Origin of the sequence: Erythrobacter sp. Alg231-14, from assembly GCF_900149685.1 — a bacterium.
GTDB lineage: Bacteria > Pseudomonadota > Alphaproteobacteria > Sphingomonadales > Sphingomonadaceae > Erythrobacter.
Genome location: NZ_LT702999.1, coordinates 675,248 through 693,550, shown reverse-complemented (window position 1 = coordinate 693,550; position 18,303 = coordinate 675,248). Strand labels below are relative to the sequence as shown.

21 protein-coding genes and 1 tRNA gene are annotated in these 18,303 nt (G+C 56.3%); 21 read left to right on the top strand and 1 reads right to left on the bottom strand.

Going from position 1 to position 18,303, the window contains the following annotated elements:
* The first annotated feature begins 29 nt into the window (after nt 1-29).
* The 12 genes from BQ8290_RS03195 (at nt 30) to BQ8290_RS03140 (ending at nt 9,528) form a co-directional block, all read left to right on the top strand.
* Nucleotides 30-105: transfer RNA gene (locus BQ8290_RS03195), tRNA-Ala, on the top strand.
* 131 nt (nt 106-236) lie between these two features.
* Entirely contained in the window at nt 237-1,724 is a 1,488-nt protein-coding gene (gene ffh, locus BQ8290_RS03190; RefSeq protein ID WP_108791825.1) for a signal recognition particle protein, read from the top strand.
* Between the two features lie 53 nt (nt 1,725-1,777).
* Nucleotides 1,778-2,266: a 30S ribosomal protein S16 gene (rpsP, locus tag BQ8290_RS03185; RefSeq protein ID WP_108787567.1), complete on the top strand. Its 489-nt coding sequence runs from the start codon at nt 1,778-1,780 to the stop codon at nt 2,264-2,266.
* An 83-nt stretch (nt 2,267-2,349) separates the two neighbouring features.
* Nucleotides 2,350-2,856, top strand: coding sequence for a ribosome maturation factor RimM (gene rimM, locus BQ8290_RS03180; RefSeq protein WP_443112333.1), 507 nt, complete (start codon nt 2,350-2,352; stop codon nt 2,854-2,856).
* Between the two features lie 114 nt (nt 2,857-2,970).
* On the top strand, nt 2,971-3,534 hold the full coding sequence (locus BQ8290_RS03175) for a hypothetical protein (RefSeq protein WP_108787563.1): 564 nt from the start codon (nt 2,971-2,973) through the stop codon (nt 3,532-3,534).
* Nucleotides 3,535-4,362, top strand: a complete 828-nt coding sequence (locus BQ8290_RS03170) for a TIGR04222 domain-containing membrane protein (protein ID WP_108787561.1) — start codon at nt 3,535-3,537, stop codon at nt 4,360-4,362.
* 21 nt (nt 4,363-4,383) lie between these two features.
* Entirely contained in the window at nt 4,384-4,722 is a 339-nt protein-coding gene (locus BQ8290_RS15060; protein ID WP_337660957.1) for a hypothetical protein, read from the top strand.
* On the top strand, nt 4,719-5,672 hold the full coding sequence (locus BQ8290_RS03160) for a nitrilase-related carbon-nitrogen hydrolase (RefSeq protein ID WP_108787557.1): 954 nt from the start codon (nt 4,719-4,721) through the stop codon (nt 5,670-5,672). The genes BQ8290_RS15060 and BQ8290_RS03160 overlap by 4 nt, the downstream gene beginning before the upstream one ends.
* Nucleotides 5,650-6,039, top strand: coding sequence for a hypothetical protein (locus BQ8290_RS03155; protein WP_337660956.1), 390 nt, complete (start codon nt 5,650-5,652; stop codon nt 6,037-6,039). Before BQ8290_RS03160 ends, BQ8290_RS03155 begins: the two co-directional genes overlap by 23 nt.
* Nucleotides 6,036-6,785: a tRNA (guanosine(37)-N1)-methyltransferase TrmD gene (gene trmD / locus BQ8290_RS03150; protein ID WP_108787553.1), complete on the top strand. Its 750-nt coding sequence runs from the start codon at nt 6,036-6,038 to the stop codon at nt 6,783-6,785. The genes BQ8290_RS03155 and trmD overlap by 4 nt, the downstream gene beginning before the upstream one ends.
* Nucleotides 6,782-7,150 (top strand): 50S ribosomal protein L19, encoded by a 369-nt coding sequence (gene rplS, locus BQ8290_RS03145; RefSeq protein WP_108787551.1) that lies wholly within the window; start codon nt 6,782-6,784, stop codon nt 7,148-7,150. The genes trmD and rplS overlap by 4 nt, the downstream gene beginning before the upstream one ends.
* A 128-nt stretch (nt 7,151-7,278) precedes the next feature.
* Nucleotides 7,279-9,528: a DPP IV N-terminal domain-containing protein gene (locus BQ8290_RS03140; RefSeq protein WP_108787549.1), complete on the top strand. Its 2,250-nt coding sequence runs from the start codon at nt 7,279-7,281 to the stop codon at nt 9,526-9,528.
* Here BQ8290_RS03140 and BQ8290_RS03135 read toward each other — a convergent pair whose 3' ends face one another.
* Nucleotides 9,529-10,389 carry an alpha/beta fold hydrolase gene (locus BQ8290_RS03135; protein ID WP_108787547.1) on the bottom strand — a complete coding sequence of 287 codons (861 nt, stop codon included), beginning with the start codon at nt 10,387-10,389 and terminating at the stop codon, nt 9,529-9,531.
* 89 nt (nt 10,390-10,478) lie between these two features.
* On the opposite strand from BQ8290_RS03135, the gene BQ8290_RS03130 reads away from it, so the two are divergent.
* The 9 genes from BQ8290_RS03130 to BQ8290_RS03090 all read left to right on the top strand — a co-directional run bounded on the left by BQ8290_RS03130 (nt 10,479) and on the right by BQ8290_RS03090 (nt 18,299).
* Nucleotides 10,479-11,504: an aspartate-semialdehyde dehydrogenase gene (locus tag BQ8290_RS03130; protein ID WP_108787545.1), complete on the top strand. Its 1,026-nt coding sequence runs from the start codon at nt 10,479-10,481 to the stop codon at nt 11,502-11,504.
* Between the two features lie 3 nt (nt 11,505-11,507).
* Nucleotides 11,508-12,050 (top strand): aspartate-semialdehyde dehydrogenase, encoded by a 543-nt coding sequence (locus BQ8290_RS03125; RefSeq protein ID WP_108787543.1) that lies wholly within the window; start codon nt 11,508-11,510, stop codon nt 12,048-12,050.
* Between the two features lie 17 nt (nt 12,051-12,067).
* Complete coding sequence (locus tag BQ8290_RS03120) at nt 12,068-12,718, top strand: DsbA family protein (RefSeq protein ID WP_108787541.1); 651 nt, start codon at nt 12,068-12,070, stop codon at nt 12,716-12,718.
* Nucleotides 12,682-13,455, top strand: a complete 774-nt coding sequence (locus BQ8290_RS03115) for a hypothetical protein (protein WP_337660955.1) — start codon at nt 12,682-12,684, stop codon at nt 13,453-13,455. The genes BQ8290_RS03120 and BQ8290_RS03115 overlap by 37 nt, the downstream gene beginning before the upstream one ends.
* Nucleotides 13,452-14,231 (top strand): alpha/beta fold hydrolase, encoded by a 780-nt coding sequence (locus BQ8290_RS03110; RefSeq protein ID WP_108787537.1) that lies wholly within the window; start codon nt 13,452-13,454, stop codon nt 14,229-14,231. Before BQ8290_RS03115 ends, BQ8290_RS03110 begins: the two co-directional genes overlap by 4 nt.
* On the top strand, nt 14,228-14,761 hold the full coding sequence (locus BQ8290_RS03105) for a hypothetical protein (RefSeq protein ID WP_108787535.1): 534 nt from the start codon (nt 14,228-14,230) through the stop codon (nt 14,759-14,761). Before BQ8290_RS03110 ends, BQ8290_RS03105 begins: the two co-directional genes overlap by 4 nt.
* 64 nt (nt 14,762-14,825) lie before the next feature.
* Nucleotides 14,826-16,700 carry a M2 family metallopeptidase gene (locus BQ8290_RS03100; RefSeq protein WP_108787533.1) on the top strand — a complete coding sequence of 625 codons (1,875 nt, stop codon included), beginning with the start codon at nt 14,826-14,828 and terminating at the stop codon, nt 16,698-16,700.
* Nucleotides 16,700-17,713 (top strand): YncE family protein, encoded by a 1,014-nt coding sequence (locus BQ8290_RS03095; protein ID WP_337660954.1) that lies wholly within the window; start codon nt 16,700-16,702, stop codon nt 17,711-17,713. Before BQ8290_RS03100 ends, BQ8290_RS03095 begins: the two co-directional genes overlap by 1 nt.
* A 55-nt stretch (nt 17,714-17,768) precedes the next feature.
* A complete protein-coding gene (locus BQ8290_RS03090) occupies nt 17,769-18,299 on the top strand; it encodes a YbjN domain-containing protein (protein ID WP_108787531.1) in 531 nt (176 codons plus the stop codon).
* Nucleotides 18,300-18,303: the final 4 nt, after the last annotated feature.

The following is an 18,303-nucleotide window of genomic DNA, read 5'->3' as shown; positions in this document are numbered from 1 at the left end:
GTGACATGGGGCCATCGAAACGATGAGATGGGGCCTTAGCTCAGCTGGGAGAGCGCAACACTGGCAGTGTTGAGGTCAGCGGTTCGATCCCGCTAGGCTCCACCATCGAAACATATTGAAATGGGCTTTTTTTCAGAAAAGCTCAGCACGCTGGCCAACGAGGTTTCGTTCGCCGGCGTTTTTCGCGTTTATCGAGCGGTCCTCTGATGGGATCGTTTGAGAGGAGTTTGAAGACGATGTTTGACAATCTGTCCGACCGCCTAGGCGGAGTCTTCGACCGGCTGAAGGGACGCGGCGCTTTAAAAGAGCAAGATGTACGCGATGCAATGCGCGAAGTTCGCGTTGCTTTGTTGGAAGCCGATGTGGCGCTTCCGGTTGCGCGGCGGTTTATCGACGCGGTTACCGAAAAGGCCGTGGGCCAAGACGTCTTGCGGTCGGTCACGCCGGGCCAACAAGTGGTCAAAATCGTCCATGACGAATTGGTCTCCATGCTGTCGGGTGATGGTGAGGACGGCGCGGTTGAGGGGCTAAACCTCGAAGCGAAGCCGCCCGTTGTGGTGATGGTCGTCGGCCTTCAAGGCTCTGGTAAAACCACGACCACCGCCAAGCTTGGCAAATTGATCCGTGAAAAGCACGGCAAGAAGGCCATGATGGCCTCTTTGGACGTCAACAGGCCGGCTGCGCAGGAACAACTTGCGGTATTGGGCGATCAAGTCGACATCGCGACATTGCCGATTGTGGCAGGCCAACAACCGGTGGACATCGCGCGGCGCGCAATGGAATCGGCGCGGCTTCAGAACTTCGACGTTCTGTTGCTCGATACTGCGGGCCGTCTGCACGTCGACGAAGCGTTGATGGCCGAGATGAAGGCCGTGTCGAGCGTTTCGGCACCGACCGAAGTGCTATTGGTCGTCGACAGCCTCACAGGCCAAGACGCCGTGAACGTCGCGCAAAGCTTTTCCGGGGAGGTCCCGCTAACCGGTGTGGTCCTGACTCGAATGGACGGCGATGCACGCGGCGGTGCTGCGTTGTCGATGCGGGCGGTTACCGGCAAACCGATCAAATTTGCCGGCACCGGCGAAAAACTCGATGCAATTGAGGTATTTCGCCCCGGATCGGTTGCGGACCGTATTCTTGGCATGGGCGACGTTGTCAGCCTTGTCGAAAAGGCGGCGGCAACGATCAAAGAGGACGAAGCGGCCAAGCTCGCTGAGAATTTCGAAAAGGGCAAATTCGACCTTGATGATCTGCGTATGCAGTTGAAGCAGATGCAGAATATGGGCGGCCTAGGCATGTTGGCCGGGATGATGCCGGGCATGAAAAAGGCGAAAGCCGCCATGGCCGCGTCGAGCATGGATGATAAGGTGTTGGTCCATATGGACGCGATTATCGGTTCGATGACGGCTAAGGAACGGTCCAACCCCAATTTGATGAACGCCAAGCGCAAGAAACGCGTAGCGGCCGGCAGCGGAACCGATGTGCAATCGGTGAACAAATTGCTCAAAATGCATCAGGAAATGGGCCGCGCCATGAAGCAGCTGAAGAAAATGGGCGGGCTCAAGAGCCTCGCGGCCATGTTCGGCGCTGGTGGTGGTCCGGGCGGCATGCCTCCGGGTATGGGCGGCGGCGCGGGTGGATTGCCCGGGCTAGGCGGACCAGGTGGCGGAATGGGCGGCGGCATGCCCCCAGGGCTCCCCGGTTTGGGCGGTCCCAAAAAGCGATAAGTTCTCACGAAATATCATAAATTCAAATGTTTAAACTCGAAAGGTAATACCAAATGGCAATTTCACTCCGTCTGTCGCGCGGCGGCGCGAAGAAGCGTCCTTACTACCGCATCGTGGCTGCTGACAGCCGCAGCCCACGCGATGGTAAGTACTTGGAGCAAATCGGCACCTACAATCCTTTGCTCGCCAAGGACGACGAAAACCGCGTCAAATTGATCGAAGATCGCGTGCGTTACTGGCTCGGCGTTGGCGCTCAGCCTTCTGACCGTGTTCTGCGTTTCCTCGATGCTGCTGGCATCATGGAGCGTGCCGCGCGCAACAACCCGAACAAAGCGAAGCCCGGCGAAAAAGCGACCGAGCGTGCTGAAGAGAAAGCTGAAAAGGCTAAGGAAGCTGAAGAAGCTGCGAAAGCCGCTGAAGAAGAAGCCAAAGCCGCTGCTGCTGCTCCTGCTGAAGAAGCACCAGCCGAAGAGCCTGCCGCTGAAGAAGCGGCCGCTGAAGCGCCTGCTGAAGAAGCTGGCGAAGAAAAGGCCGAGGGTTAATCCCTCGAACCCACGCATGGGCCTGTTGAAACGCGATCCGGTATCGGCGTGTTTCGGCAGGCCCTGCTTGTGTGATTAGGCGAATTGTGTCCGACGAATTGATCATCCTTGCGGCCGTGACAGGCGCGCATGGCGTAGCCGGTGATGTGCGTCTCAAATTGCTGGGCGATGGGATCGATGCCTTGCGCCAACATTCGCTGTTCAACAACGGCACGTTGACTCTGAAGAACATCCGTTCCGACAACAAAGGCGGGGCAATTGCCCGGTTCGTTGAGGTTCAGGGACGCAACGCCGCGGAAAAGATGCGGGGCACAACAATCGGCGTGGCAAAGGAAGAATTGCCGCCGCTGGCTGAGGGTGAATATTACCACCGCGATTTGATCGGTTTGAAAGTTGAAACCGACCTTGGTGATCCGATCGGCAATGTGACGGCGATAGAGAATTTCGGCGCCACCGACATTGTAGAGATCAGTTTGGATCCGCCCCCCGCAAAAGGCATGAAGACTCTCATGGTTCCTATGACCAAAGCCGCGGTCTTGACCTGGGATAAGTCACGGCTTGTGATTTCAAAGGATTTTGCCGAACAATAACGCAATGGTATGGCCCGGTATCGCGGGGCATGATGCGGTATTGGGGGCGAACTTGGATTCTATCGAAACAGCATTGGTGTTCATCCTTGGGCCGTCGATCAACGTGTTTGATTGATGACCGGTCGCGATCCACAAAACGCCCTTTGGGATCGTCTCTCCCGATATGAGATTGGGCCACAAGGCGCATCGTTGTCCTTCGCCGCGCGGCTTGCCCGCGAAAACCGGTGGAGCGATGAACACGCCGAATTGGTCATCGAAGAATACAAACGCTTTTGCTATCTTGCGATGACGGCGGGGCGTGAGGTTACGCCTTCCGATGCGGTCGATCAGGTCTGGCACCTGCATCTCACTTACAGCCGCGATTATTGGCAGGAATTTTGCCCCAACATTCTCGGGTCAGATTTGCATCATGGCCCGACGGCCGGCGGATCGGTCGAAAAATCACGGTATTATGACCAATATGCTGAAACGCTGGCCGCTTATGAGGCCGCGTTTGATGCATCGCCACCACCCGACATTTGGCCCGATGCGGCCCGGCGTTTTGGCGTCGATCCAAAGGGGCTTCGTGTAAATCCCAAGGATGTTATGATACTGGATCGGCGTGTCGCCATTATCGGCGCAGCGGGATGGATCGCGCTCGGTATAGTCATCGCGGTGCTAATTGGAGTGATTGTTTAGATGGACCTTTTTGCATCCTACACCGGCAGTGATTTTCTAGCCTTCTACGCGGTTATGTTGGTCACCTGTGTTTTCTTAGGCATTTGGATACCGGCGAATTTGCGGGATAAAGGGCGATATGGCCGCGTCGCAGAGAGAGACGAGGTTGCCGTTTTAACCGGTGGCAAGGGCCGCTTTTCAATCGCACTTGTGACCGACCTATTTGCACAAGGGGCGTTGAGCCAAGAATCCAACAACCGATTGCGGGTGGCCAAAACTGAACAGGAGGGCAGCGAAGCAGAGCAAGCCGTCCTGCGCGAGATCGGTTCTCTAAAACTCGGCCATATTCAATCGAAATTGAATCCCTATGCGAGCCGGGTCGAAAGTGATCTCATTGCGCGGGGCCTGTTGCTGGATCAATCGGAACGGTTGAAATTGCGGGCACTGTCCGTGCTGCCTTACGCGGCGTTGTTCCTGATCGGTTTGTACCGCCAACAAGCTGGCGAAGCACTAGGCGAGCCGACGGGCTTTTTGATCATGCTTTTGGCCGTGACGGCGTTTTTCGCGATCATTCGTTTTGCTCGGTTCAACCCGCGCACAATGGCTGGGAATGAGGCGTTCCGCGCCGTCGAAGAGAAGGTCGCCCGAATGCGAACGGCGCCCACCGGTAATGAGGCGGGCTTTGCAGTGGCGGTTTTTGGAACGGCAGTCTTAGTCGGCACTCCATGGGAGCCGGTTCACGCCTTGCGCGGCGGCGCGGACGGCGGCGGGGGCGGAGACAGCAGCGATAGTGGCGACGGCGGAGACGGCGGCGGCTGCGGTGGTGGCTGCGGCGGTTGCGGGGGATAGAGCGCGCGGTTAAGGGCCAGTATGGCCTTAGAGTTATTCGTATTCTTTGCCGCGTTAGGCGCGATGTTTTTGGTGTTGCAGGCGACCGCCTTGGGGCTCGTACTGATCCTCAAATTTCTGTTGGGAAACCTGGCCCCAGGTAGGCGCATCGCCATCGTCATTGTCGGCACAGTTTTTCTGTTATTCTTGCCTGTGTTCATCGTCCTTGTCACCGATGGAGCGACGGATATAGATGCCGAAATCGCTGCCGTCCTTGGTCTGTTCATGGCCATTTGCGCAACATCAGTTTGGCCCGCTGCGCACATCGCAACCCGGCGGCTTGACCGAATGACACAATTCGATTTGGAGCCCTTTAAATGACTGTTTTGAACGTCGCCATTTGTCAGGCCGCACCGATCCCGCTCGATTTTGCCGGTGGGATTGAAAAAGCCACCCGGCTTGCGCGCGAGGCGATTGAGGGCGGGGCGCAGTTCGTAGCATTTGGAGAGACGTTTTTGGGCGGCTATCCGCTGTGGCTGGACGAAGCGCCCGGCGCGGCGCTTTGGGATCATCCCGGTTCCAAGGCTCTGCACGCAATTATGCTGGATCAGGCGATTGTGCCGGGTGATGAGCGGCTTCTGCCATTGCAAGAGCTGTGCGATGAAAGCGGCGCGTGCATTTCGCTGGGCGCGCATGAGCGAGTGCGCCAGAGCCTTTACAACAACCAATTGCTGTTCCGGCCCGGTGAGGCTCCGCTGGACCACCGCAAGCTGGTGCCGACCCATGGCGAGCGGCTCATCTGGATGCGCGGTGATGGATCGACGCTGGGCGTGCATCAGGCCGAGTGGGGCAAGGCGGGCAATCTGATCTGCTGGGAACACTGGATGCCGCTTGCCCGTGCGGCGATGCACAATCTGGGCGAGGCGGTGCATGTCGCCGCATGGCCGACCGTACGCGAGGAATATGCGCTTGCGAGCCGGCATTATGCGATGGAGGGACGTTGCTTTGTGCTGGCGGCGGGTTTGGTGCAGCACCGCGATGATTTGTTTGACGGGTTGGAGCGTGTTGGCGGCTCGTCTGAGGCGCTCGAGCTGTTCAATGCGATTGAGGGCGAGGCGCTGAATCGCGGTATGTCTCTAATCGCGGCGCCGGATGCGCGGGTTTTGGCGCAGGCGGGTGAGGGCGAAGAGATTTTGCACGCTGAGCTGGATTTAAGCGAGATCGGCGGCGGGTTGGCGAGCCTAGACACTGACGGGCATTATTCGCGGCCTGACGTGTTTGAGCTCAATGTGGATGTGAGGGCTAAGGATGGGGTTGTTTTCAGCTCGTAGTGAGCCACCGTCTGACATCGTATCTGCAAAAGACTTTGTTCTTTGGGTGGCGGGAGAGGACTTTGGCATTCGCGAAACCACGCTGGACAGCGCGCTTGATCAGGACTTGAAGATCATTGGCGATGACGTTGATGATTTTGCGGAAGCGCTGGCTAGCCGATACGGCGAGTGGGTGTTTGATTGGCCGTGGGAGGAGTTTGTTTGCCTAGACGAAGGCGTTCCGATCTTGGCCCCGTTTGCTCTCATCTGGGATTTTCTGCGTCTTCCATGGCGCGAAACGGCTTTTCCTAGAAAGCCTCACCTTGAGAGGCTGACACTGGCGCATATTGCCAAAGTTCTGGAAGCAGGCGAATGGAGCGATCCATGACCTTCGCTGCCCAAATCCTAACCCTCTACCCAGAGATGTTCCCCGGTTCTCTCGGCCAATCCCTAGCGGGTAAGGCGCTCGAGCGCGGGGATTGGACGTGTGACACCGTGCAAATGCGCGATTTTGCCACCGACCGGCACCGCAGCGTTGATGACACGCCGGCGGGCGGCGGGGCGGGCATGGTGCTTAAGGCGGATATCCTTGGCCAAGCGGTCGATCATGCGATTGCCGCGCAGCCTGACGCGCCAATCCTTGCCATGACGCCGCGCGGAAAACCGATCACTCAGGAAAGGATTAGGCAGATCGCAAGCGGTCCCGGCGTAACCCTGCTGTGCGGCCGGTTTGAGGGATATGATGAGCGCATTTTCGAAGCGCGGCCGCAAATTGAGCAGATCAGCCTTGCTGATATCGTTCTATCGGGCGGAGAAGTGGCAGCGATTGCCATACTCGACGCTTGCATTCGGCTGCTTCCCGGCGTAATGGGCGCGGCTTCTAGTGGGACTGAAGAGTCGTTTGAGGACGGTCTGCTTGAGTATCCGCAATACACCCGACCTCAAGAATGGGAAGGGCGCACGATCCCGCAAGTGCTGCGATCGGGGGATCATGCGAAGATCGCTGCATGGCGTAAAGCCATGGCAGAGGATCACACACGGTTACGCAGGCCGGACTTATGGGAGCGCTACGATGGTGCTCGGGTCCAGTCTGCCTCTGGCGCGCGGCGAAAAAATAAGGAACCGGACCAGTGAATCTGATCCAGCAAATCGAAGCCGAAGAAATTGCCAAGGCGGCAAAAGATATTCCTGACTTTCAAGCGGGCGACACAGTGCGCGTCGGCGTGAAAGTTATTGAAGGCTCACGCGAGCGTGTTCAGAACTTTGAAGGCGTTGTGATTGCGCGCTCTAACCGCAGCATCAACAGCAACTTCACCGTTCGCAAAATGAGCTTTGGCGAAGGCGTGGAGCGTGTGTTCCCACTCTACGCACCGATCGTAGACAGCATCACCGTGGTTCGCCGTGGTGTCGTGCGTCGTGCGAAGCTTTACTATCTGCGTGGCCGCACCGGTAAGCGTGCGCGTATCGCCGAACGTCGTGAGAACGCGCCAAAGGCGTAAGTCTCTCGCAACAGCGAATTTGAAGGGCGGCTCCGTTGGGGTCGCCCTTTTTCGTATGCGCCTCTTGCCAATCGCGCGGCGCATTGCGAGGTACACGGCAACCAATATTTTAAGGGGCCTGCCATTCCATGCGCATACCGATAATCGCCGCCACCGTTTTGGGCGCTGCTGCCGTCCTTTCATCCAGTCCTGCCTTAGCGGATGCTCATATGACCGAAGCCACTCCAGAACTCACTTTTGAGCGCGTTTTTGCCTCCCCATCCTTGAACGGTCCGGCTCCGCGTCAGGCAAAATTCTCCCCCGATGGCCGCTATCTCACCTTGTTGCGCAACCGCGAGGATGATGCCTCCCGCTATGACCTGTGGGGTTTTGATCTCACCACCAGCGAATGGCGCATGCTCGTCGACAGCGAAGCCATCGGTTCGGGCCGCGAATTGTCCGAAGATGAAAAGATGCAGCGTGAGCGTGCACGTGTGGGCGGGCTGTCCGGTATAATCTCCTACCAATGGGCCAGCGACGCCTCAGGCGTGTTGGTTCCGATCGACGGCGACCTTTATTTTGCCCAAATCGGCGGTGATTTGGACGGGACCGTCACCCGTTTAACAGACACAGAAGAGAGCGAGCTAAACCCATCCTTGTCGAGCCAATCGACCTATGTGTCGTTCGTGCGTGATCGCCAATTGTGGGTCGGTGCCGTGGGAGAAGAAGCCGCGCCGATCACTCCGAAAGAAGATGACACGATCCGTTGGGGCGAGGCAGAATTTGTCGCTCAGGAAGAAATGGGCCGCCTAACCGGATATTGGTGGGGACCGAATGATCAACGCATCGCCGTTCAACGGACCGATGAATCGCCCGTAGGCATCGTCACGCGCGCCGCCATCGGCGCCACCGGCACACAAGTGTTTGACCAGCGCTATCCTGTGTCGGGAAGCGATAATGCGATTGTCGAGCTGTTCATCATGGACCCCGAAGGCGGGAACCAGGTGAAGGTAGATCTGGGCGAAGAAACCGACATCTACATTGCCCGCGTCGATTGGGGACCGGACGATTATCTGTATGTTCAACGTCAGAACCGGGAACAGACTGTGCTCGACATGCTCAAGGTCGATCCGAGCACTGGCGAGAGCGAAGTGTGGTTCACGGAAACTGCCGCGCGCGACGATTATTGGATCAACCTGTCTGACAATTACCGTTTCCTAACCGACGGATCGCTGCTCTGGTGGTCAGAGCGCGATGGATACGGCAACTTCTACCGTTTGAGCGGAGATGAGTGGACGCAGCTGACCAGCCTAACCGAGCCGGCCACACAGCTCGTTGGAGTGAATGAGGGGGACAATCAGTTCTTCTATCGCGGGGTGAACGGCGTTCTCACACAACAAATCTTTGGCGCGAGCCTGTCTGGAAATGCCGGATCGGAGCAAATCACCGATTCCGACTACACCAATTCGGCCAGCATGGACCCGACCGGCAAAATGCTGCTGATCAGCCGATCCGCATCCGATCAACCGACGCAAAGCTATCTTGCAACACGCGCAGGGACACGGATCACTTGGGTGGAAGAAAACGCCCTTTCCGAAGAGCATCCCTATACGCCGTATCTGTTGAGCCATGCGATGCCCGAATACGGCACGATAGAGGCAGAGGATGGCACGCCGCTGCATTACATGATGCTGAAACCGGATATGGAGCCGGGCAAGGAATATCCGGTGTTCTATTATCATTATTCTGGACCGGGCCCGCAGGTTGTGGATCGCGGCTGGGACGGCGCGTTGGCTCAGGCTGTCGTCGATCGCGGTTATATCTGGTTTGCGCTGGACAATCGCGGCACCGCCAATCGTGGCGTTGATTTTGAACAACCGATCTATCGCGCCATGGGCGGCGTAGAGGTCGACGATCAACGCAAGGGTGCAGAATTTCTGCAAACACTGGATTTCGTCAATGCGGAAAAAATCGCGATCTATGGTTGGTCTTACGGCGGTTACATGACGTTGAAACAGCTGGAAGCCGATCCCGGCCTTTACGCAGCGGGTATTTCCGGTGCGCCGGTCACCCGGTGGGAATTGTATGACACCCATTACACCGAACGGTTCATGGGCGATCCACGCGAAGTGCCCGAGGCGTATGAAACCGCCAGCGCCATTCCCGATGCAACCAAGATCACCGATCCGCTGTTGCTGATCCACGGCATGGCCGATGACAATGTGGTGTTTGAGAACTCATCCGAATTCATCAGCGTAATGCAGGAAAACAACGTGCCGTTCGAAATGATGCTGTATCCCGGCTACACGCACCGCGTATCGGGTGAACAAATCAGCCCGCATATGTGGAATTCAATCTTCCGCTTCCTAGAGGCGCATGGGGTAACGCCGCCTGAGTAACTACTCAGACAGCCACTCCAACGCTTTGGCTGCAACTTCGTCCGGGGCCTCAACTTGAGGGTAATGGCCTACGGTGGGAATAAGATGGTGGCGCGCATTCGGAAGGGTGCTGCGCCACCTTTCGTAGGCGTGCTGTCCTGAAACCGGGTCGAGCGCGCCGTTAATCAGGCCGATTTTGTCCTGCGCAGCGATCAATGCCGCTTCCCACCTATCCTTATGCGTGATGCGATCCGCGATATAATGCAGCAATTTGTGCGTTATGCGGTGGCCCGAATTGTGAGAAATAAAGGTCCAGAAATTGTCCAATTCCTGTTCGGTGGGTTGCGTGTTGGGGCCGAACACTTCGGAAAAACTCGTCCCGAACCCCTTACGGCTGAACAGCCAACCGAGCAGAAAGCCAAAGGGTGACACGCCGAGCTTCTGCATAGGGCGAGGGCGGTGCTGATCCGGGAAAATCCCGCCATTGAGGAACACCACATTGCCCAGCCCAGATGCACCAGAGCCATCGTGTTGCCGGGCCAGCAATTCCTGACCGACCGACACGCCATAATCATGCACGAGAGCGTCAAAATGATCGACGTCCAGAAGGGCCAGCAAGGCTTCGTGAATGTCGGTTTGCAGATGAATGGAATATCCATTGTTAGGCTTATCCGAGAGCCCAAAACCAAGCATGTCACACGCAATCAACCGATGCTTTGCGGCCAAATCGTCCCAAGACGGTGTCCAATCCCACGCGCATGTGGGAAAGCCATGAACAAGCAATAGCGGAGGCGCAGTATCGTCACCGCCCGTCCAATAGGCAATCTGATGCCCTTGATAGTCAAAATGCTTGGCCTTCGCGGTCCAGCTGTGCGTATCCATAATCTCACCTTATCGCTTGCCAAGACACGCTAGTGGCGTCAGCGAGGCAGGCAAAGATATTCGGCACAATACGAAGTGGAGTACGCAAATTGGGTTACCGGGTGGCAGTCGTCGGTGCGACGGGCAATGTCGGACGCGAAGTGATGCAAATCTTGGCGGAGCGCGAGTTTCCTTGTGATGAGGTTGCTGCGGTTGCTTCGTCGCGTTCGCACGGAACCGAAGTGGAATTTGGCGACACGGGCAAAATGCTCAAATGCCGCAATATCGAACATTTCGATTGGGCAGGGTGGGATATCGCCTTGTTCGCGGCGGGCAGCGGCCCAGCCAAAGAATACGCACCCAAAGCGGCAGCGGCCGGTTGCGTTGTGATCGACAATTCATCGCTCTACCGGATGGAACCGGATGTGCCTTTGATCGTGCCGGAAGTGAACCCGGACGCGATTGACGGCTATAAACAGAGGAACATCATCGCGAACCCCAATTGCTCGACCGCGCAATTGGTCGTGGCGCTAAAGCCATTGCACGACGCCGCGACAATCAAACGCGTGGTTGTGTCCACCTATCAATCGGTATCGGGCGCAGGCAAAGCGGGCATGGACGAATTGTTCGAACAAAGCCGCGCTATCTTTGTTGGCGACCCGGTTGAACCGACCACATTCACCAAACAAATCGCCTTTAACGTGATCCCGCATATCGATGTCTTCCTCGACGATGGTTCGACCAAAGAGGAATGGAAGATGGTGGTCGAAACCAAGAAGATCCTCGACCCTAAAGTGAAGCTCAACGCGACATGCGTGCGGGTGCCGGTTTTTGTCGGCCATGCCGAAGCGGTGAACATCGAATTTGAAAAAGAACTGTCCGCCGAACAGGCTCAGGAAATTCTGCGCGAAGCGCCGGGCATCATGCTGATCGATAAGCGTGAAGACGAAGGTTATGTCACACCGGTGGAATGCGCCGGCGATGGCGCAACCTATATTAGCCGCGTTCGCGAAGATCCAACGGTCGACAACGGCCTAACCTTGTGGTGTGTATCCGACAATCTGCGCAAAGGCGCGGCGTTGAACGCGGTGCAAATCGCCGAATTGTTGGGCCGCCGTCATTTGAAGAAGGGGTAATTTATGCGCGCTGTGCTTTTGGCTTCGGCTCTTTTGGTGTTGTCCGCATGCGATGATGGTTCCGTCCCATCGCCAGCGGATCGATTGGAAGGATCGCAGCCGGCACAGGCCATTGATACCAACCTTGTCACACTGCGTTCCGATGGGATGATAGTGGGGGCAGAGGCGTTCTATTTTGCCGCGGGTCAAACCGAAGTTCAAACCGCTCTGACCCGCGCGCTTGGCGTCGATGGGGAAACCACCAACCTGCCCGAATGCGGTGCGGGCCTGATGGAATCCACTCAATTTGACGGCGGGCTTACGGTCAATTTCCAAGGCGGAAACTTGGTCGGTTGGATATTGGATGAACGGTCCGATTCAATGGTGGTTAGTTCCGACATCGAGATAGGAACCGATCGTGCCACTTTGGAAAGCATGCCGCGATACAGCGCAATCGAAGACAGCACATTGGGCGAAGAGTTTCTGCTTTCTGGAGAAGTCGCTGGCTTTGTAGAAGATGATGCGGTCTCTATGATATATTCCGGCGTCCAATGCTTTTTTAGATAGAGGAAATTGAACCAGATATGACACTTTCGGCCGATCTCTTTTTCAGTTTCCGTTCCCCATATTCATATCTTGCCATCGGTCGATATCGCGAAATGGCCAAAGACCTCGATGTGACGATCAACCTGCGCACGGTGTGGCCGATCGCCATCCGTGACCCGGACATCCTGTTCACCGGGAACCCCGCCGCGCCGCGTTATATCTTGCTGGATTCGATGCGTGTCGCTCAACATTTGGTCATTCCATATCGGTGGCCGCGCCCCGATCCAGTGGTGCAAGATTTGGCCACGCGCGAGATCTCCAAAGATCAGCCGATCATCCATCGCATCGTCCGCATGGGCCAGGCGGCCACGCGGCGAGGCAAAGGGCTGGATTTTGCCTACGAAGTTTCACGCCTGATATTCTCTGGCGAAGTGGATGGCTGGAACGAAGGCGATCACATCGCAGGCGCTGCAGACCGTGCAGGTTTAAGTTTTGCAGAGTTGGAAGCGGAGGTCGCAAACGATCCCGAGGCACTCGACGCGGAAATTGATGAGAACCAAGCCGCGTTGGAAGCGGCCGGCCATTGGGGTGTCCCCACATTGGTGATCGAAGGAGAACCCTTTTTCGGTCAGGATCGCGTTGAGATGGCGAGATGGCGTTTAGAGCAAAAGAGTCAGACGAAGTGTTGAGCCGGATCAAAGACCATCTGGCGAACCAAAACTGGATAGCAATTGTACTTGAATTCTTGATTGTAGTCAGCGGCGTGGCGATTGGCTTTCAGATCACCGAGTGGAACCGAGGGCGATTGGCCGAATCCGACTACCAAATAGCTCGCGACCGATTGGTTGATGAAACTCGCACAAACATTGCCAATTTCGAGGAATTGGCTGAAATTTTTGAAGAAAAAGAGAGGGTTGTCGGCTCCGCCATAGAGTTGCTTCGTTCGTGCCCAACGGGCGCGGAAGCCGAGCAGGAGATCGTGAAGGCGTTAGAGGCGCTGCGAGGGACGAGGTCACCGGTTTTGTTGACTGCAGCTGCTCGGCGAATAACCGAAGAACAAACATTGGTCGCGAGGCAGAATGACGAGGAGCGGCTAAGGCTCGAACAGTTTCTTGAAATGCTCATCGCGTCCAACGAGGTTGCGGAGGGCGTGGATAAATACAATGAAGTGTTGACCATCGATAACCACCCCGCTGTCGGGTTTGGAGAATTCCATACCTCGGAATTTTCAACTGGCTTTGAACAGCGCCGTCCCATTCTGACCGTGCCGCTATCGTCCGCTTGCCGCGATACAAGCTTCACTAAGCTGTTTTATCTTGCGGAACGACGGCTCAATTACAATCGCCCATTCGTGCAAAACAGGATCGAATGGTTGCAACAGAATCTGTCCGATATGGGTGCAAGCGAGTTGGCGGTTTCAGAATGACAGGCCTTACAGCATCTTCGTTCTTGTCATTTGATGGCACCAGCCTTGCGATCCACCGCGAAGGTCCAAGCGCAGATGGTGGTCGCCCGCTCATCATGCTCCACGGTCTGTTTTCCTCGTCCAATATGAATTGGATGAAATGGGGACACGGCACCCGCGTGGCCGAAGCAGGGTTCGAAGCGATAATGCTCGATTTCCGCGTGCATGGGGATAGCGATGCGCCAAATGATCCCGCCGCCTATCCCGGCGGTGTCTTAGTCCGCGATGTTGCTGCTTTGATTGCACATCTTGGGCTTGCTCCACAAGAATATGATCTCGTTGGGTTCTCATTGGGCGCCCGCACAGCGTTGCATGGATGCGCGCAAGGTGTGTTTGAACCGGGCCGATTGATTGCGTGCGGAATGGGCGTTGAAGGGTTGGCCGATTGGGAACGCCGCGCGGCCCATTTTAAACGTGTCATTGACGAATTCGATACGATCAAGCCGGGCGATCCCGCTTACGTGGCGCGCACCTTTTTAAAATCTCAAGGGGTTGATCGTGTTGCGGCGCGTTTGTTGCTTGATGCGATGGACCCGTTTGAACTGTCATCCTTGGCCAACATCACCATGCCAACCGGCGTGATCTGTGGGGATGAGGATAACGACAACGGTTCGGCGCAGGATTTGGCCGCTATGTTGCCCAACGCCGTTTATGTTGAAGTGCCCGGCGGCCATTTGAACAGCGTGACAAAGCCGGAGTTAGGGGAGGCGATTGTGAAGCAGTTGAAAGCATCATGACGATCACAAAACGAACAGCAATCGGATGGTGGGTTGGCGGTCTTATCGCGTTTGCCATCACGATTGGTTTCCACATCCCGTTGGTAACCGACGGTGTGCCCGGTGGAATGACAGAACATCAAATGGCGCCTGATGCGGCCACGGTCGATGCGATCCAACAATCATGGCGCGCCGATGGATTGAACAATTCGGCGATGATAGCGATGATCACCGATCTTATCTTTATCGGCATTTATGGAGTGGGCTGTGTCTTGGCCGGGATTTATTATGGGCGCCCAACGTCAGGTTCTGGCTCGATCATCTTGCGCATTTTGGGTTGGGCGGCGTTTGCATCAGGGATCGTGTTCCTGATCACGGATTACGGCGAGACAATCGCTCAATTCGCGCAATTGATGAACGGTGCTGGCGACGATGGTCTGGCAAATTTCGCGTCCACTTTGCGACCGATCAAGATGTTCACATGGGCGACCGGGTTTCTCACAGTGTTGGCCGCGTTGATCGCGGATCGCTTTTTGTCGAGAGCCGCTTGATTACAAAGAGCGGTGGGTTCACCATCGCATCATAGAAATAACTAAGTTAGAGGATCCCTTCGCCATGAACTTTGCCAAATTCGCATTGAAGGCGTCTGCCGCCGCTCTCGCCGTTTCACTCTCTGCCGTTTCCGTCCCGGCCCTTGCCGATGCGCATGTCGAGGCGGGCACGACCGACACCGCTGCAACCGAATTCCCTATGACGCCAGAAGGGGCCGCGGAATTTATCGCATCGGTCGAAGCGCAATTTGCGGACTTTTCAAAAACCTATGCGCATGTCTCATGGCTTCAAGCGACAAACATCAACCACGATTCCAACACGCTCGCGTCGGAATACGGCGCTGAACTGACATTGATGAGCGTCGGCTTCGCTACCGAAGCCGCGAAATATGCTGAGGTTGTGGGGCTTAATCCCGAAGTGGAGCGCAAGCTCGGCATGCTGCGTTACGGCATTGGTTTGCCTGCCCCGGCGCGCGATGGGGCGGCCGAGGAATTATCACAGATCGCAACCGATCTGGGCGCGCAATATGGTCAAGGGCGCGGCACATTGAACGGCGCGGAAATCAACGGGTCGGATATCGAAGCAGAGATGGGCAATCTCGAACGGACACCCGAGGAATTGGCCGAAATGTGGGCGAGTTGGCATGACAATGTCGGCGCACCCATGCGCGAAGACTACACCCGCATGGTGACCATCGCCAACGAAGGCGCGGGCGAATTGGGCTTTGATGATTTGGGTACAATGTGGCGTTCCGGTTACGATATGAGCCCCGAAGAGTTCGCTGCCGAAACCGAACGGATGTGGCAAGAAGTGCGCCCGCTTTACGTGGCGTTGCACACATATGTTCGCCGCAAATTGAACGAACATCACGGCGATGATGTTCAACCGGCCACCGGCCCCATTCGTGCCGATTTGTTGGGCAATATGTGGGCACAGGAATGGGGCAATATCTACCCATTGGTCGCCCCGGAAGGGGCAGGCGACATTGGGTATGATCTCACCGATTTGATCCAAGAACGCGATTTGGATGCGATTGAAATGACCCGCATTGGGGAACAATTTTTCAGCTCGCTCGGATTTGAACCGCTGCCCGGCACGTTTTGGGAACGGTCGCAGTTTGTGAAACCCGCCGATCGCGAAGTCGTGTGCCACGCCAGCGCTTGGAACGTCGATAATATCGACGATCTGCGCATCAAAATGTGTATCAAACCGAACGCGGATGATTTTATCACGATCCACCACGAATTGGGTCACAACTATTATCAACGAGCCTACAACATGCAGGACTTTCTGCATTTGACCGGCGCCAATGACGGTTTTCACGAAGCGATTGGCGACACGATCGCTTTGTCGATCACGCCGGAATATCTGGTGCAAATCGGTATGCTGACGCCTGAACAAGTACCGGACGCGGACAAAGACATCGGTCTTCTGCTGCGTCAGGCAATGGACAAAGTTGCGTTCCTGCCCTTCGGTTTGTTGATTGACCGCTACCGCTGGAGTCTATTCGATGGCAGTGTTGCGCCAGAAGATTACAACACGGCATGGACCGACATCCGGACCGAGTATCAAGGCATCGTTCCACCGGTTGAACGTCCCGATGGTGCCTTTGACCCCGGCGCGAAATATCACGTGCCTGGCAATGTCAGCTACACCCGCTATTTCCTTGCGCGGTTGCTCCAATTCCAATTCTACAAAGCCGCCTGTGATCAGGCCGGATGGGAAGGGCCGCTGCACCGTTGTTCTTTCTATGGCAGCGAAGAAGTGGGTCAGAACCTCAACGCAATGCTCGAACTCGGCGCGTCGGTGCCGTGGCCCGATGCATTGGAAGCCTTCACCGGAGAGCGTCAGATGAACGGCACGGCGATGGTCGAGTATTTCGCACCGCTGATGGCGTGGCTTGAAGAACAAAACGAAGGCCAAGAAGCGGGCTGGTGATGATGCGTATTCTCGCGATAGGGGCTGCCGCTCTTTCACTGGGCGCGTGTGTGCCGGGAGGAGAGGCCGCAATCGGCGACGTGCAAGAGGCGGATCAACGGGCAACCTTGTTTGTCGCGAACAAGCGCGGCAACACCCTTTCCAAGATTGACCTGGAAACAGGCGAAGAAGTGCTGCGGCGTGACAGCTGCACCAATCCGCATGAGCTAACGACATCGCCCGATGGGCAATATGTGGCACTTGCTTGTTATGGCGGGAAAACGGTCGATGTTTTTGAGACATCCACTCTTGATCGGGTGAACAGCATCGAGCTTGGCGACAATGCCGCGCCGCATGGGATTCACTGGCATGATAGCGGAACGATCTACGTCACGGCAGAGGGACGCCAATCCATCTTTGCATTGTTCGACCCATTGTCTGGTCCAAGCAAGATGATCGAATTCATGACCCAAAAGCAAGGCAGCCATATGCTTGCCATTGCGCCTGATGAAAGTGCGGCGTGGACCACTGATCTTGGTTCACGCACGGTCACTCGGATTGATTTGGTCGGCGACAACGCGCCTGTTTCTGTCACTGTGGGTGAAGAGCCAGAAGGTATTTCGCTTGCGCCAGACGGGCAAACCCTGTGGGTTTCCGCAAGGGGATCGAACCAAGCTTTCGCGCTGGATCCGGTTACGATGGAAGTCCGCTCAACTATCGAGACGGGACGCTTCCCGCTGCGCCTTGCGATTCGGCCTCAAGGCGATGTTGCGGTTACGTCCGACCTTATGGATGGCGGCTTGACCGTCATTGACCTTGCGAGCGCTGAGGTGGTCCGTTCGATCGCTGTGTCATCGCCCGAAACCGCGCAAGATCGTTTTCAGGTCACAATCCTTTGGTCGGGTGACGGCTCCAAAATCTACGTCGCGGAAACGGCCAGCAACACTGTTGCCGAAGTTGATTATGCGACCGGAACTGTCTTGCGCCGCTTGACAACAGGTGAGGGTGGGGATGGCCTCGCAATACTCCCGTAAAGACCGGCACAGGCCGCGACAGCGAGCCGCCGATCACCGTGATGAAGGAAATGCTATGAACAAGACGATCGCCGCATTCGCCCCTGCCTTGGCGCTCTCCTGCGCATTGGCCACGCCGGCGTCTGCACAAGGTACAATTGATACGGTGACGGCTCAAAACCCTGCCGAGATGACCATCGTCATGATGAACGCAGGGTATGATGTCGAGCTTTTGGAAGACGGCGTGGGCGATCCGATGATTGCCTCGACAGTTTCTGGCATGCCGTTGCGCATCTATTTTTACGATTGCGATGATGAAACCCACGAAGGGTGCAATTCAATTCAGCTTTCGACCGGGTTTGATCGTGAGAAACCTTGGAACGAGGCGGAAGCTTTGGCCGTGAGCACACAGTTGCGTTTTGCGGCGGTGCGGCTCGACGATGAAGGGGATCCGTTTATCTCTTGGGACATTGTCACCGGTGACGGCATTCCCACCGCGGTGTTCCTGGAATCGTTGGAACGGTTCGGCCTAACAGTCGATTTGACGGTGGATATCGTCTTTGCCGACGAAAATGCCGAAGAAGCCAGCGCCGCCGAAAAAGAGTAAAGGC

Excerpts from the sequence above, each read along its gene's own strand:
- BQ8290_RS03170 (WP_108787561.1), top strand. The coding sequence starts at position 3,535 with ATGGACCTTTTTGCATCCTACACCGGCAGTGATTTTCTAGCCTTCTAC.
- BQ8290_RS03155 (WP_337660956.1), top strand. The coding sequence starts at position 5,650 with ATGGGGTTGTTTTCAGCTCGTAGTGAGCCACCGTCTGACATCGTATCT.
- BQ8290_RS03110 (WP_108787537.1), top strand. The coding sequence starts at position 13,452 with ATGACAGGCCTTACAGCATCTTCGTTCTTGTCATTTGATGGCACCAGC.
- BQ8290_RS03120 (WP_108787541.1), top strand. The coding sequence starts at position 12,068 with ATGACACTTTCGGCCGATCTCTTTTTCAGTTTCCGTTCCCCATATTCA.
- BQ8290_RS03090 (WP_108787531.1), top strand. The coding sequence starts at position 17,769 with ATGAACAAGACGATCGCCGCATTCGCCCCTGCCTTGGCGCTCTCCTGC.
- BQ8290_RS03175 (WP_108787563.1), top strand. The coding sequence starts at position 2,971 with ATGACCGGTCGCGATCCACAAAACGCCCTTTGGGATCGTCTCTCCCGA.
- BQ8290_RS03115 (WP_337660955.1), top strand. The coding sequence starts at position 12,682 with ATGGCGTTTAGAGCAAAAGAGTCAGACGAAGTGTTGAGCCGGATCAAA.
- rpsP (WP_108787567.1), top strand. The coding sequence starts at position 1,778 with ATGGCAATTTCACTCCGTCTGTCGCGCGGCGGCGCGAAGAAGCGTCCT.
- BQ8290_RS03135 (WP_108787547.1), bottom strand. The coding sequence starts at position 10,389 with ATGGATACGCACAGCTGGACCGCGAAGGCCAAGCATTTTGACTATCAA.
- BQ8290_RS03140 (WP_108787549.1), top strand. The coding sequence starts at position 7,279 with ATGCGCATACCGATAATCGCCGCCACCGTTTTGGGCGCTGCTGCCGTC.
- BQ8290_RS03095 (WP_337660954.1), top strand. The coding sequence starts at position 16,700 with ATGATGCGTATTCTCGCGATAGGGGCTGCCGCTCTTTCACTGGGCGCG.
- trmD (WP_108787553.1), top strand. The coding sequence starts at position 6,036 with ATGACCTTCGCTGCCCAAATCCTAACCCTCTACCCAGAGATGTTCCCC.
- BQ8290_RS03100 (WP_108787533.1), top strand. The coding sequence starts at position 14,826 with ATGAACTTTGCCAAATTCGCATTGAAGGCGTCTGCCGCCGCTCTCGCC.
- BQ8290_RS03160 (WP_108787557.1), top strand. The coding sequence starts at position 4,719 with ATGACTGTTTTGAACGTCGCCATTTGTCAGGCCGCACCGATCCCGCTC.
- BQ8290_RS03105 (WP_108787535.1), top strand. The coding sequence starts at position 14,228 with ATGACGATCACAAAACGAACAGCAATCGGATGGTGGGTTGGCGGTCTT.
- ffh (WP_108791825.1), top strand. The coding sequence starts at position 237 with ATGTTTGACAATCTGTCCGACCGCCTAGGCGGAGTCTTCGACCGGCTG.
- BQ8290_RS03125 (WP_108787543.1), top strand. The coding sequence starts at position 11,508 with ATGCGCGCTGTGCTTTTGGCTTCGGCTCTTTTGGTGTTGTCCGCATGC.
- BQ8290_RS15060 (WP_337660957.1), top strand. The coding sequence starts at position 4,384 with ATGGCCTTAGAGTTATTCGTATTCTTTGCCGCGTTAGGCGCGATGTTT.